The sequence below is a fragment of the Catellatospora sp. NPDC049133 genome (genome assembly GCF_040648455.1).
Taxonomy (GTDB): Bacteria; Actinomycetota; Actinomycetes; order Mycobacteriales; family Micromonosporaceae; genus Catellatospora; species Catellatospora aurea.
In genome coordinates this window covers 1-13,957 of sequence record NZ_JBEZDT010000058.1, presented here as the reverse complement: position 1 = coordinate 13,957, position 13,957 = coordinate 1, and the positions used below count along the sequence as shown (strand labels likewise).

The 13,957-nt window shown below is 74.1% G+C and carries 10 protein-coding genes; all 10 read left to right on the top strand.

The annotated features are described in order from the left end of the window. Nucleotides 1-24: 24 nt before the first annotated feature. The 10 genes from AB0B35_RS39570 (at nucleotide 25) to AB0B35_RS39525 (ending at nucleotide 13,849) form a co-directional block, all read left to right on the top strand. Nucleotides 25-1,011 (top strand): acyl-CoA dehydrogenase family protein, encoded by a 987-nt coding sequence (locus tag AB0B35_RS39570; protein WP_361056301.1) that lies wholly within the window; start codon nucleotides 25-27, stop codon nucleotides 1,009-1,011. A gap of 136 nt (nucleotides 1,012-1,147) precedes the next feature. Then, nucleotides 1,148-2,452, top strand: coding sequence for a hypothetical protein (locus tag AB0B35_RS39565; protein ID WP_361056298.1), 1,305 nt, complete (start codon nucleotides 1,148-1,150; stop codon nucleotides 2,450-2,452). Nucleotides 2,453-2,546: 94 nt separating this feature from the next. Continuing rightward, a complete protein-coding gene (locus AB0B35_RS39560; RefSeq protein ID WP_361056295.1) occupies nucleotides 2,547-3,041 on the top strand; it encodes a SigE family RNA polymerase sigma factor in 495 nt (164 codons plus the stop codon). Next, a complete protein-coding gene (locus AB0B35_RS39555) occupies nucleotides 3,034-3,834 on the top strand; it encodes a hypothetical protein (protein ID WP_361056292.1) in 801 nt (266 codons plus the stop codon). The genes AB0B35_RS39560 and AB0B35_RS39555 overlap by 8 nt, the downstream gene beginning before the upstream one ends. A 90-nt stretch (nucleotides 3,835-3,924) precedes the next feature. After that, on the top strand, nucleotides 3,925-5,364 hold the full coding sequence (locus tag AB0B35_RS39550) for a SigE family RNA polymerase sigma factor (protein WP_361056289.1): 1,440 nt from the start codon (nucleotides 3,925-3,927) through the stop codon (nucleotides 5,362-5,364). A gap of 18 nt (nucleotides 5,365-5,382) precedes the next feature. After that, on the top strand, nucleotides 5,383-7,041 hold the full coding sequence (cydD, locus tag AB0B35_RS39545) for a thiol reductant ABC exporter subunit CydD (RefSeq protein WP_361056286.1): 1,659 nt from the start codon (nucleotides 5,383-5,385) through the stop codon (nucleotides 7,039-7,041). Then, nucleotides 7,038-8,807: a thiol reductant ABC exporter subunit CydC gene (cydC, locus tag AB0B35_RS39540; RefSeq protein ID WP_361056283.1), complete on the top strand. Its 1,770-nt coding sequence runs from the start codon at nucleotides 7,038-7,040 to the stop codon at nucleotides 8,805-8,807. Before cydD ends, cydC begins: the two co-directional genes overlap by 4 nt. Before the next feature lie 71 nt (nucleotides 8,808-8,878). Next, entirely contained in the window at nucleotides 8,879-9,709 is an 831-nt protein-coding gene (locus AB0B35_RS39535) for a DNA primase (RefSeq protein WP_361056280.1), read from the top strand. 59 nt (nucleotides 9,710-9,768) lie between these two features. After that, nucleotides 9,769-12,381: a transposase gene (locus AB0B35_RS39530; protein WP_361056278.1), complete on the top strand. Its 2,613-nt coding sequence runs from the start codon at nucleotides 9,769-9,771 to the stop codon at nucleotides 12,379-12,381. 265 nt (nucleotides 12,382-12,646) lie between these two features. Next, nucleotides 12,647-13,849, top strand: a complete 1,203-nt coding sequence (locus tag AB0B35_RS39525) for an ABC transporter substrate-binding protein (protein ID WP_361056275.1) — start codon at nucleotides 12,647-12,649, stop codon at nucleotides 13,847-13,849. The last annotated feature ends 108 nt before the right edge of the window (nucleotides 13,850-13,957 follow it).

The following is a 13,957-nucleotide window of genomic DNA, read 5'->3' as shown; positions in this document are numbered from 1 at the left end:
CTGGGTCGGTGGAGGAGGTGCCGCATGGGTGAGGCGAGCAGGCTGCGGGCGCGGGCCGCGGAGATCGCCGACGAGGTGCTGTTCCCGGCTGCCCTCGCGGTGGACGCCGCCGACCGCATCCCCGCGTCCCAACTGGACCTGCTGGCCGCCGAGGGCTTCTACGGCGTCGCCGCGCCGGCCGACGGGTCCGGCATGGACTTCCCGCTGGCGGCAGCGCTGGTGGAGACCTTCGCGAGTGGCTGCCTGACCACCGCGTTCGTCTGGCTGCAGCACCACGGCCCGGTGCTGGCCGCGGCGCACAGCGACCGGCCCGGCATCCGCGAGACCTGGCTGGAACCCCTGACCAAGGGGGTACGCCGAGCCGGCATCGCGCTGGCCGGGCTGCGCAGCCGCACCGCGCCGATGCGGGTGCGCGCCGTCGACGGCGGTTACCTGCTCGACGGGGCGGTGCCGTGGGTCACCGGCTGGAACATGATCGACACCCTGTACACCGCCGCCCGCGACGAGCACGACGACGTGCACTTCCTGTTCGTCGACGCGGCCGACGCGCCGACCCTGGCCACCACGGCGCTGGAGCTGGTCGCGGTGCAGGCGAGCCGGACCGTGGACGTGCGCTTCGACGGCCATTTCGTGTCCGCGGACCGGCTCGCCGACGTGCGGGCGTACGAGAAATGGTCGTCATCGGACGCGAGCGGCTCGGCGCTGAACGGCTTCCTCGCGCTCGGCGTGGTGAACCGGTGCTGCCGCCTGCTCGGCCCGACCCCGCTCGACGCCGAACTGGCCGCGGCCCGCGCGGCATTGCTGGCAGCGGATGCGGCCGCGGTCCCGGCCGCCCGTGCGGCCGCCTCTGACCTGGCCCTGCGGGCGACGGCGCAACTGGCCGTGCACACCGGCGCACGCGCCGTGCTGCGCACCGACCACGCCCAACGGCTGCTGCGTGAGGCAGCGTTCCTGCTGGTATTCGGCAGCCGACCGGCAATCCGCGACGCTCTGCTGTCCCGCCTCGCCTGAACCCGAAATTTCCCCGGTTTCGCTGCAACCCGCCGGTCACGGCGGCGTGTGGTTGGTGACGGAGCAGATCAGATCACCGGCTCCGTCGGAGACCGCACCAGCAGTCCTGTCTGGTGCCGACCCCACGAGGGAGACCATGAACCTCCGCCATACCGTCCGCCGGGTGCTGCCCTGGGTTACGTCCGCCGCGCTCGTCGCCGCGATCGCCGTCTCACCCACCGGTGCACAGGCCGCGACGGTCGTCGCGGTGCCGACCGTGACCCGCAGCTTCTACGGCGACTACCCGGTGGGACGCCTGGTGAGCTTCACCTTCCAGCGCGGTGCCGACGGCGAGGCGCCCGTACGGTTCAGTTACGACCTCAACGGCCAGGTCCGCACTGTGAAGGCGACCGGCGGCAAGGCCACGATCACCCTGGCGTTCACCGGACGCCGGGTCAACGTGCTGCGGGTATCGGCGATCGCCGCCGACGGCACGCAGAGCGGGGCCACGTACGACATCATGGCCGCGGTGACCCGCACCCCCGCACAGGACAAGGACGTCAACGGGGACATGCTGCCCGACCTGTTGCTGGCCGGCGGCAACGGCCGGCCCACCGGCATCTGGCAGGCTACGCTGCGCAATCCGGCGGCCTTCCCCGGGCAGCTCAAGACGCCGGCCACCAATGTCGGCGCGTACGGCCTCGGCTACGGCGGCCCGGAGACCTCCGACGGCGCGACACTCGTCACCGGCAGCTTCCTGCACACCGGGTTCTCCGACGTGCTCGGCTACCACACCGGCGGCTTCAACGCCGGAGGCGGCGCACTGATCGGTGGCAGTGGCGACGGCTCGGTGCTCGACACTCGGATCGGGCAGCGCAACCTCTACAGCGGCTACCTCTCGGACCTCAATGGCGACAACCCGCTCCAGCTCGCCAACGCGTACAACGCCGCCGGCGCCGACGTCGACGGCTACAACACCGACGATCTGATCGCCACGGTCGGCAGCCCGGCGAACGGATACCACCTGCACTACTACGTCGGCAGTTACGCCGTCGCCGTGGGACCGCAGCTCGCGCTCACCACGAAGACGCCGGCCGACGACATGGCCTGGCAGGACTGGACCATCGCCACCGCGCAGCAGCCGACCGCCGACGGCAGCCTCGGCACGGCGATGTACCTGTGGCACCGCGCCAGCGGCCGGCTGGTGCTGTGGAAGGACATCCGCGTCACCGACCACCAGGACGGCACCGGCTCGATCACCCACACCGCTTACGAGGTCGCCGTCTCCTGGAACACCGGCGTCGACCTGGCCGCGCTGGTGGCGGCCGACTTCACCGGTGATGGTTCGCCCGACCTCTGGGCGGTGCGGCAGGACGGCAAGGTGACCGCCTACGGGATCACCGGCCTCACCGCAGCCGGCCCGGCGACGGTGACCCCCGGACCTCTGCAAAGCCTCTTCTAGACCATCACGTACGGGGGGCGGGGGGCCGCCGAACTGCGGTCCCCCGCATACATGATCTACTCTCGCGACCGTTGTCGCCGACCGGAGCCAGCCTGTGCCGCCATCAGATGACTTTGCGGAGTTCTACGCCGCGACGTTCCGTCCGCTGACCGCACAGCTGCATGCGTACACCGGGGATCACGCCGAAGCCCAGGACATGGTGCAGGAGGCGTTCTGCCGCGCCTACAGCCACTGGGGGAAGATCTCGGGCTACGACGACCCGGCCGCCTGGGTGCGCCGGGTCGCGTGGAACATGGCGATCAGCCGTTGGCGGCGCACTCGGCGCTTCCTCAACTTCCACCGGGACCTGGCGGCCGAACCGCTGGCCGGACCGAACGGCAACCGGATCGACCTCGCCCACGCGCTCGCACAACTGCCGCCCCAGCAGCGGCAGGCGGTCGTGTTGCACTACCTCGCCGACCTGCCGGTCCGGGACGTGGCGGAGTTCATGGGCGCGGCCGAGGGCACCGTCAAATCCTGGCTCCACCGCGCCCGCACCACGCTCGGCGTCCAGTTGGGGCTCGACGAGCAGGAGGTGAACCATGCCTGACACCGACTCCTTGGGCGAGGCGTTCACCGGCTTCCGCAGCGCTTCGTACGACCGGACCGTGCCGCCTGGCGTCGATCAGGTGCAGCGGACGGTGACCGGCCGCCGTCGCCGACGTGCCGTGGCCACCACGTTGACCGCAGCCGTCTGCGCGGCTCTGGCGCTGTGGCTGCCCGGCTGGCGTGCCACACCGCCGCCGCCCGCGAACCCCTCGCCGAGCGCCTCACCGAGCCTCGAGTCCGCGCCGAGCATGTCCGCCCCGCCGACCGCGAGCCCGTCCACGAGCACGAGCCCGAGCCCGCAGGCCGCCGGTTCCGGGCCCGGCGGCACCGCGACGGGCTGCAAGAACTCGCTGTTCTTCTGGAGCACCGACAACGACCGGTGGGAGATCGAGCCTGACGTCCTGCGCAACTGCCCCGGGGTCAAAGTCAGCATGGTCATGGTCACCTACCACTGGAGCGCCGCGGCGCAGAAGCTGGTGCGTTACCGCGCGACCACCTACACGATGACCGCGGCGAAGCCCTCGTTGCGACTGCCCTCGCCGGCGCTGCCGCCCGATCGCGAGACATGCGGCTGGCTCGCCTTCATGCTGAGCGGCACCGCCACGACGTCGACCATTCCCAACGCGTGGGTCGGCGAGGGCATCGACGGCGTCATCTGGCAGGAGTACTGGGAACGGCGTGGCAGCCGGGCCCTGTGGATGGACTGGCATGGCATCCTGTCCGACGCGTCGATGCGCAGCGGACCCTGCGGAACGCCGGCCTCTGCCACTCCGGCCGCCGCTCCCGCCACGTGAACCCGTCTTTCCGGCCGCACCGGTAAACACCGCCGCCGGGCCGGGACGTCTTAGCCGTGAGACCACCGCTCACCGGCTGAGGAGACCCCCGTGCACCCGGAGTTCGAGGATTATGTCCGCGCCCGTTCCGGGCCGCTGGTCGGCTTCGCCTACCTGCTCTGCCGCGACCGGCACCTCGCCGAGGACCTGGTGCAGGAGGTGCTGGCCAAGGCGTACCACCGCTGGGACCGCATCGAGGCGGACAACCCGGACGCCTACCTGCGCAAGGCAGTGGTGTGGGCGCACTCCTCCTGGTGGCGACGGCTGTCGCACCGGGAGCGTCCGCTGGAGACGCCCCCCGACGCCGCGGGCGACGACGACTTCGTGCAGCGGCACGCGGTGCGCGACGAGCTGTGGGCGCTGCTGGGCACACTGCCCCGCCGCCAGCGCACGGTGCTGGTGCTGCGCTTCTTCGAGGACCTCGACGACGTGCGCATCGCCGAGCTGATGGACTGCTCGCCCGCCACCGTGCGGGTGCACGCGCACCGCGGGCTGGCCGCGCTGCGGACCCGGCTGGCCAATCCGGCACCCGTGCCGGCGGGCGAGCGGGCCTTCCCCGCGGTGCCGGTCGAGTCGGTGCGGCGGCGGGCGGTCGGCGGGCAGCGGCGGCGGCAGGCCGGGCTGGCGGCGGCGGCCGCCGTGATCGTCGCGCTGATCATGCTGGTGCCCGGCTGGCGGGGCACGGAACCGCCGCCGGTGACCACACCCACCCCGACGCCGTCGGCGAGCCCGTCGCCGTCGGCCGCCGCCCCGTCGGTGCTGGTGCCGGTGGGGTCGGGTGGCGAGCTGCCGTCGTTCCCGTACGAACCGGGCTGGATGCCGGCCAAAGTCGGTCCGTTGGAGGTGACCATCGCGCTGGACATGACCGGCCTGAAGAGCCTCGGCCGCCCGGGATACGTGATCCTCTACGCCGGGACGACGCCGTATGACTGGGACTGGGAGGCCGCGCAGACGCGCACCGTCCAGGTGAACGGGGTCAACGCGACCCTGCGCACCGGAACGCTGGAGGACGCGCCGGCGGTCGGCCTGACCTGGCGGCGGGACGGCCGCTGGGTGACCGTGCAGAGCTTCGGCGGGCTGCTGACCGTGGCGGAGGTGGAGCGGGTAGCCCGCGAACTGCGGCTCGGCAAGGTCACCGCCACGCCGCGGATCACCTACTCGCTGGCGCCCCCCGGGTTCGAGGTGAACAGCCTGGGCGCGCAGCACCTGTGCCTGAGCCGGGAGCCCCGGCTGCGCCCGGATGATCCGGTGGGTATCTGCGTGCACGTCGGCACCGACACGAGCATGGTCGGCCCGGAGAGCTCCCTGCTGGTCGGCGGGCGTCCGGCCCGGGTGCAGCGGGACGACCCGGCCCGGCCGCCGACGGCCCTGTGGATCCGGCTGGACGAGCAACGGGTGCTGTGGGTGGAGCCGAACGAAGCCGGTCTCAGCGAGGCGGACCTGATCCGGTTCGCCGAGAGCGTCACGGTGGCCGGGCCTGCGGGGCAGTGACCCACGCCATCGGGCACGATGGACAGCGTGGCGCGCCCGTTCGATCCCCGTCTGCTCCGGCAGGTCCCGTCCACCCGGCGTGACGTGGTCCTGCTGGCGGTGCTCGGGGCGGCCGTCGCCGTCGCCGTCGTGACCGCGGCCGTCGCGCTCGCCCGAGCGCTGGCCGCCGCGGTGGACCTGCGCCTCGATCCCGGCGCGATCACCGTCTTCCTGCTGGCGCTGACCGCCCGGGCCGCGCTCACCAGCGGCCTGGGCGTGGTCGCCGCGCGTATGGCGGCCACGAGCAAGGCACACCTGCGCGCCGACCTGCTCGCCGCGGTCGGCCGGCGCGGGCCGGGCTGGCTGGCCGGGCAGCGGGCGGGCGAGCTGGCCACGCTCACCGGCCGGGGGCTGGACGCGCTGGACGGCTACTTCACCGGATACCTGCCGCAGCTCGTGCTGGGGGTGACCGTGCCGATCGGGGTGCTGGCCACCCTCGCCTTCACCGACCTCGCCTCGGCGGTGATCGTGCTGGTCACCCTGCCGCTCATCCCGATCTTCGGCATCCTGGTCGGCTGGCAGACCCGCAACGCCACCGAACGGCAGTGGCGGCGGCTGCGGATGCTCGGCGGGCACTTCCTGGACATGCTGTCCGGGCTGCCCACGCTGAAGGCGTTCGGCCGGGCCCGCGCGCAGGTCGGCGCGGTGCGGGAGATGGCCGACCGGCACCGCACGGCGACCATGCGCACGCTGCGCATCGCCTTCCTGTCCGCGCTGGTGCTGGAGCTGGTCGGCACGATCTCGGTAGCGCTGGTGGCGGTGCCGGTCGGCCTGCGGCTGCTGGGCGGCGGGATGACGCTGGCCGCCGCGTTCACCGTGCTGCTGCTGACCCCGGAGGCGTACGCCCCGCTGCGCGCCGCGGGCACCAAGTTCCACGCGAGCATGGAGGGCCTGACCGCGCTGGACCAGGCGTTCACCCTGCTCGCCGCCGCCGACGGCGACACCGCGGGGGGCACGCGCACCGCGCCGCGCCCCGGCGTGATCGAGCTGCGGGGGGTGACCGTCGCGTACGAGCGCACCATCGCGCTGCGCGACGTCGACCTCACCATCCGCCCCGGCGAGCGCATCGCCCTGGTCGGCCCGAGCGGCGGCGGCAAGAGCACCCTGCTCAACCTGCTGCTCGGCTTCACCGTGCCGACCTCGGGCCGGGTCCTGGTGGACGGCGCGGACCTCGCCGAACTCGACCTCGACGGCTGGCGGCGGCAGCTCGGCTGGGTGCCGCAGCGGGCCCACCTGTTCGCCGACTCGCTCGCCGCGAACATCGCCCTCGGCGCGCCCGACGCCCCCCGGGAGCGCATCGCGCGGGCCGCCCGCGCCGCGGCGCTCGGCCCGGTGGTCGACGCCCTGCCGCAGGGCCTGGACACGGTGCTCGGCGAGCGCGGCCACGGCCTGTCCAGCGGCGAACGCCAGCGGCTCGCGCTCGCCCGTGCCTTCCTGCGCGACGCGCCCCTACTGCTGCTCGACGAGCCGACCGCCCGGCTCGACGCCGCCAGCGAGCAGGCGGTCGTCGAATCCACCCTGTCCCTGGTCGAGGGCCGCACCGCCCTGCTGGTCGCGCACCGCCCCGCACTGCTCGCCGCCGCGACCCGCGTGGTCCGGATCGACCAGGGCACCCTCCACGAACTGGTGACCGCATGACCGCCGTGCTGAACGCGAACGTGCCGGCCGCCGTGTCGACGCCGGCTGGGCGGAGCGCCTCCGCGATGCGGCGGGTGCTCGCGTTCGCGTACCCGCTGCGGTGGCGGTTCGTCGGTGCCGGGTTGCTGGCGGCCGGGACCGAGGCGGCCGGCCTGGGGTTGATGGCCGCGGCGACGTGGCTGCTGGCGACGGCCGCCGGGCAGCCCCCGCTGATCACGCTGTCGATCGCGATCGTGCTGGTCCGGGCGCTGGCCATCGGCCGCGGCGTGCTGCGGTACGTGGAGCGCCTGGCGAGCCACGACGCCGTGCTGCGCATGGTCACCGAGGTGCGCGCCCGCATCTTCGCTGCCCTCGTCGACCGGCCCCCGGCCCGCCGTGCCGACGCGCTCAGCCGGATGGTCTCCGACGTCGACGCGGTGCAGGATCTGGTGATCCGGGTGCTGCTGCCGATGGCGGCCGCGGGCCTGGTCGCCGTCGCCGCGGTCGGCACGGCCCTGCTCGCCGATCCCGCCGTCGCCCTGGTGCTGCTGGCCGGCCTGCTGGTCACCGGCGGGGCGCTGCCGCTGCTGGCCGCCCGGCTGGCCCGGCACGGGGCGGCCCGGCTCGCCCCGCTGCGCGCCGCGTACGCGGTGGACACCGTGGACCTGGTGCACGGCGCGGCCGACCTCGCCGCCTTCGGCGCCCGCCCCGGGTACGAGGCCCGCGGCGCGGCGCACGCCGGGGAGCTGGCCCGGGTGGAGCGCGCCCTGGCCCGGCGCTCGTTCGCGGTGGACGCCGCGGCGACCGCGCTCGGCGGGGTGACCGCGATGGCGGTGATGGCCACCGGGCTGTCCCGCGGCCTGCCGGGAGTGTGGCTCGCGGTGCTCGCCGTGGCCACCCTGGCCGCCGGGGAATTGGCGCTGTCGCTGCTGGCTGCCGCCCGCAAGGGTGCCGAGATCCAGGGCAGCCTGCACCGGGTCGCCGAACTGCTGGGCGAGCCCGTGGGGGGCGCGTCCGGCGGGCTGCCGGTTCCGGACGGATCCGTACACCTGCGGCTGCGCGGCGCGGGCGTGCGCTACCGGCCCGACGCCGCACCGGCGCTGCACGACATCGACCTCGACCTGCCGCCCGGCCGCCGGGTCGCCGTCGTCGGCCCGTCCGGTGCGGGCAAGAGCACCCTGCTCGCCCTGCTCACCGGTGCGATCTCGCCGGACACCGGCAGCGCGACGGCCGAACCGGGCGCCGCCCGAACCGCCGCGGGCCTGCCGGGCACCGGCGGGGCGGCGGACAGCGGCACGCCCATCGCGTCGTTCGACCGGGAACGCTGGCCTGCAGCAGTGACCGGGCTGCTGGCCGACGCGCACCTGTTCCACGCCTCGGTCCGCGACAACCTGCTGCTGGCCCGCCCGGACGCGACCGACGGGGACCTGCTCGCCGCCTGCCGGACCGCCGGGCTGGGCGACTGGGTGGCCGAGCACGGGCTGGACGTGCGGGTCGGCGAGGACGGCGCGGAGCTGTCCGGCGGCCAGCGGCAGCGGCTCGCGCTGGCCCGCGCGGTGCTGGCCGATCCGCAGGTGCTGCTGCTCGACGAGCCGACCGAGGGCCTCGACCCGGCGCAGGCCGACGCGGTGCTCGCGGCCGTGCTGGCGCACCGCGGGGACCGCTCGGTGGTGCTGGTGACCCACCGGCTGACCGGTCTGGACGCGTTCGACGAGGTCGTGGTGCTGGACGGCGGGCGCGTGAAGGAGCGCGGAACGCAGGGTTGGGTGCGGGCGCACGGGGGCTGACCCGAACCACTAGGGTGTGCGGAGAGTCACCGACCCGGCAGAGGTCGGCAGCTGAACGGCGGAGGTCAGCAGTGGCAAGCACGCTCTGGGACGAGTACCAGGTCTCGCCGGTCGAGGTGGCCCTGCCAGGCGGCAAGGTCGGACTGACGCTGCGGGCGTACCGGCCCGCGAGCGAGCTGACCCCGACCGACATCGCCGACCGCGAGGACGACGACGCGATCTTCTCCGGCCGCACCGGCCGCCCCCTCGGCGTCGCTGACGACGAGGAGCTGCCGGAGTTCGAGTGGACCAAGGAGGCCCTCGACGAGGTCGCCGCCGGTCCCGCCGAGGACGAGGTCGCCGAGCGCGTCGTCGAGGCCGAGGAGGCCGCCGACGAGGAAGCGGACGAGGACGAGGACGAGGAGGCCGTCTCCGACGAGGAGGTGCCCATGTTCCTCTCGCACAAGGGCCGCCTGCTGCTGTTCCTGTCGGCCAAGGGCCTGGCCGACTTCGTCCGCTCCAGTGCCCCGCACGACCTCAAGCAGCTCGAAGGCTGGTCGAAGCTGGCCAAGTCGGTCAAGGCCACCGACGTGGTCGCGGGCGAGGACGACGCGTACGAACTGGACCTGGTCGTGGAGAACCTGCGCGGCGGCCCGGACGCCTGGGATGCCGAGCTGGTCCTGCGCGCTGGGGAGTTCGCCAGGGACGTGAGCTACGCTCTTCGCCTCAAGCCCGTCATGGTGGCGCTCTCCCCCGGCTCCCCGCTCGACGACCTCGACGAGGCGCTGCGCGCCTCGGAAGAGGGCGGACTCGGTGCTTTCTTCGCGAAGCGCAAGCTGAAGAAAATCGGGGCAGAGCAGGCATCCATCGGCTGGCGCTCGATTATTGGCAAGATCTCTGGCGCTGTGGACTGGCGCGACTGACCCCTAACCAGGGAACATCAGTCTTTGGCACACGAGGGGTCCGGGAGGAGGACGAGTCCGTGGCGCTCGTGCGGGTGTACTGCGGTATCGCGTCGACAGCTCCGGAGGTCGACGCGGGGGACAACCTTGCGGCGGCCCTGAACCGGCTGACCGTCGCCGTTGTCGACGACTCCGGCAGGCTGCTGGAGTTCTGCGTCATCAACGACGATCCGACCGGCTACGCGCTGGTGACGTCGCTGCTGGCGGAGAGGTTCGGCGGCTCGGCGATGGTCATGGTGGCCGCGGACAGCGACGACCAGCAGGTCATCTCGCTGCTCGCCGCGTCCGGCCGGGCGATCGCTTACACCGACGATGAGTCCGCCGACGACTTCGCCGACCGGTTCGCCGACGACGAGTCCCTCGACGAGGTCAACTCCTCCCCTGACGAGCGCCGTGCCGTCGGGCTCGCCCGCGCCCTGCAGGCCGGTGTGCTGTCCGCAGTGGTCGGTCCCGCCCCCCGCGAGTTCGTCGCCTTCAAGCCGGTGCTCGCCGGGCACGCGGCGCTGGCCGTCGGCCGGCACGCCGCCGCGGTGGCCCTGCGTGAGGTGCTGCGCGAGCTGTACCCGGCCGCCCTGCGCGCGTACCCCGATCCCGCCGCTCCGGTCGCCCTGGCCGTGCTGGAGGCGCTGCCCGAGCCGGGCATGCTGGTCGGCCAGTCGGGCTCCCGCAACCGTGACAACGGCTCGACCGCCGAGACCGTCGCCGCCCGGCTCGTCGCCGACGGCGTCTGCGACAGCGGGACCGCGCTGGAGGCGGTCACCGCGCTGCGCGTCGCCATCGCCGAGACCCGCCGCAGCGGCGTCGGCAAGCAGCTGACCGCCGCCGTGGCCGAGTCGGTGCGGCACAGCGTGGCCGCCGTGCGCTCGTTCGACGCCGCCGGCCTGGCCCTCATCGACACCCTCGCCGACCGGATGGCCCCGCTGCCGGCCGCCGCGGCCGCCCAGCCCGCCGTCCGGCGGACCGGGGTCGCGGTCACCTCCGCGCCGCCCGCGATGGCCGCCGCCACCGGGGCCCGCCGCCGCGTGCAGCCGACCGCCGTCACCGCCCCGCCGGCGCAGCCGCGCCCCGTGCAGGCGCCGCCGACCGCGCCCGAGCCGGTGTCAGCCACCCCGCTGGCCCCGCCGCCCGTGGAGCGACCCGCGTGGGCGCCCTCCATGCCGCCCGTGCCGCCCGGTTTCGAGCCGACCCCGATCACGGGTACCCCTATCGTCGCCACGCCCGCTGCGGCGCGCCAGGAGGCCCCTGTCGCACCCACCCGGCAGGCGCCCACCCCGATCCCGTCGCGCCAGACGCCGATCCCGGCTCAGCGCACCTCGCGAGCGCCGGCCGACGCGAACAAGCCGTTCGTGCCGACCCTGACCAACGCCGCCATCAGCAGCGAGCGCGCCGCGCGCGGGTTCAACCAGGCCCCGTCGGCCGACCTGCCCGACGAGACGCTGGAGCAGGGGCACCTGGGCTACCAGCAGCACGCCGCCGACCTGCCCGACAGTGCGCCGCGCGGCTACCAGCAGCACGCCGAGCCGCCGAACGAGGCTCCCCGGGGATACCAGCAGCACGCCGAAACCCCGAACGACGCGCCGCGGGGCTACCAGCAGCCCGCTGACCTGCCGAACGAGCGGGCCCCCCGGGGCGGCTACCAGCCGCCCGCCGAGCCGGTCAACGACCGCGCCCCGCGCGGTGGTTACCAGCCGCCGTCCCGCGACGACGACCGCGCCCCGCGCGGCTACCAGCCGTCGGCCGCCGAGCGGCTCGCCAACGAGCTGGCCGAGCGGGCCCGCAGCGGTTTCCAGCAGGACAACCCGCGCGACACCGGGGAGCGGCCGCGCTACAACGGGCCGTCGGCGACCGACGTGCCGAGCGACATCACCCGGATGCCGGCCGACCCGCTGGGCATGCCGCCGCAGCCGCCTGCGGCCCCGGCCGGTTCGCGCGCCAACTGGCCGCTGAACCCCGAGCCGGAGGAGCCCGCACGGCCCGCCGACGGGCGGATCACGCCGCCGTGGCTCGACGACGACCTGGTGCTGCCCGAGTCCCCGGCGCTGCGCGTGGTGGACGAGCCCGCCCGGCGCAACGGCCGCGGCGGTCGCGACGAGCCCCCGCTGCGCCTGGTCGACGACAGCGCGCTGACCGGGGCACGCCCCAAGCCGCGCCGCACCGAGCGGGCCTCCAGCCCGGCCGCCGGCGAGGACGACGACCTGCTGATCTTCGCGTCGGTCTCCTCGGCCTGGTTCAGCGGACCGAGCAGCGACACCGAGACCACCTGGAACTCGACGATGGACAGCGGCTGGCGCGCCGCCGAGCAGGCCGCGCGGCCGCAGGTCGGCGTCGACACCACGGCTGGTCTGCCGCGCCGTGTCCCGCAGGCCAACCTGGTGCCCGGTTCCACGCCGGAGCGCGAGGAGCGCCCGCTGCGCATAGTGCGCGACGCCGCCGGCATCGCCGCGCACACCAGCAACTACTTCCGTGGCTGGCGGCGCGGCAACCAGGAACTCGGGGGCGGCCCCGGCCAGGGCGGCTTCGCCGTCGGCGGCCGTCCGGGCCGCGAGTCGGCCAACGGCTGGGACTTCACCCGCGAGCAGGACTCCCGCGACGACCGCGACGACTACAACTACCGCGCGGCCAACTACCGCTGATCCGGTAGCCCGGCGAAGATCGCCCTTTCGGGGCAGGATCTGCGGTCCGACCGCGGGTTCCGACCGGAAACGGCGATCTTCGCCGTATACGGCGATCTTCGCCGTATACGGCGACGGTTCGGGCCGCGACGGTCACGCAGCGTCATGGTGTGTTTCTGGCCATAGCCGCTGAGCTTGACCTTCGCGCCGACGGGCCAGCACGATACGTGTGCGGCAGTGGCTCACGCCACTGTCCACGCACCCCTGCACCACGGAAAGGCACGTCATGAACAGCGCCACAGGTGGACTGACCCGACGCAGCGCCCTCACCGGCGGACTCGGACTGGCCGCCGGAGCGCTGCTGGCCGCCTGCTCCGAGCCCGACGCGACCGCGGCCGGCGCCACCGGGGAACTCGTGCTCGGCGTCAACCTGGAACTCACCGGCACCGGGTCGACCTTCGGCAAGCTGCAGGAGCAGGCCCTGAAGGTCGGCGCTGACGAGATCAACTCGGTCGGCATCCCGTACGGCGAGGGCCGCCTCTACATCCGGCTGGTCGTCAAGGACAACGGCGGCACCGCGGCGACCGCGATGCAGCACGCCAAGGACCTCATCGAGCAGGACCGGGTCAGCGCGATCATCGGCGGCGCGACCGTCGAGACGGCCCGCGCGATCATCTCGGTGGCCGAGCCGGGCAAGGTGCCGTTCCTCTGCCTCAACAGCGGCGACGACATGACGGTGCCGCTGCCCAACCGCAAGTTCGTCTACCAGCTCGGCCCGAACGCCTCGGACGTCGCCGCCGTCATGGGCCGCGAGATCCGCAAGCTCGGCCTGGAGAAGGTCGCCGTGCTGGCGACCACGGACGGGCACGGCGACGCCGGTGTGCGCGCGCTCCCCCGGGCCATGCTCGCCAGCGGGCACGAGATCGTCGACACGGTCCGCCTGCCCCGGTCCGGCCGGGCCTACGGCAGCGCCGCCGCACGGATCGCCGACGCGGACGCCGAAGCTGTCATCGTCTGGGCGCAGGCTCCGGTGAGCGCCGCCGCGGTCGCCGCGCTGCGCTCCGCCGGCTACACCGGCAAGGTGTTCCTCGACGCCGGCGCGGGCGCGGACGAGACCCTCAACGGCCCCAACAGGCGCGCGATGGAGGGTGCCTACGTCGTGCACCCCGCCGTGCTCGCCGGGGCCCCCACGGTGGCCACCACGCCCTCCGGACGGGCCCAGCGCACGTTCATCTACCGCTACATCCAGCAGTACGGCTCGTTCACCGGATTCGCCCCGTACGGCGCGGACGCGCTGACGCTGATGGCCACCGCCGCGCGGCGTGCCGTCAGCACCGACCCGCAGCGCCTGCGCGGCCGCCTCGAAGGCGGCCCGATCGAGGGCGTCAGCGGCGCCTACGCCTTCCAGCCCATCTCCCACGGCGGCCTCGAAGCCGACGCCCTGGCCCCCTTCATCGTCCGCCAAAACGCCTGGGTCCGCCTCAGCTGACGCCTCGCGCCCCTTCCTTCTGGACCAACTCTTAAAGGGTCCCGATCACGTCCTTGATGTGCACGAAGCCCAGCACCCGCCGGGTGCCGCGGGCCACCACCGGGAACC

Coding starts and splice junctions, on each gene's coding strand:
- AB0B35_RS39570 (WP_361056301.1), top strand. CDS start 25: ATGGGTGAGGCGAGCAGGCTGCGGGCGCGGGCCGCGGAGATCGCCGAC.
- AB0B35_RS39565 (WP_361056298.1), top strand. CDS start 1,148: ATGAACCTCCGCCATACCGTCCGCCGGGTGCTGCCCTGGGTTACGTCC.
- AB0B35_RS39555 (WP_361056292.1), top strand. CDS start 3,034: ATGCCTGACACCGACTCCTTGGGCGAGGCGTTCACCGGCTTCCGCAGC.
- cydD (WP_361056286.1), top strand. CDS start 5,383: ATGGACAGCGTGGCGCGCCCGTTCGATCCCCGTCTGCTCCGGCAGGTC.
- cydC (WP_361056283.1), top strand. CDS start 7,038: ATGACCGCCGTGCTGAACGCGAACGTGCCGGCCGCCGTGTCGACGCCG.
- AB0B35_RS39525 (WP_361056275.1), top strand. CDS start 12,647: ATGAACAGCGCCACAGGTGGACTGACCCGACGCAGCGCCCTCACCGGC.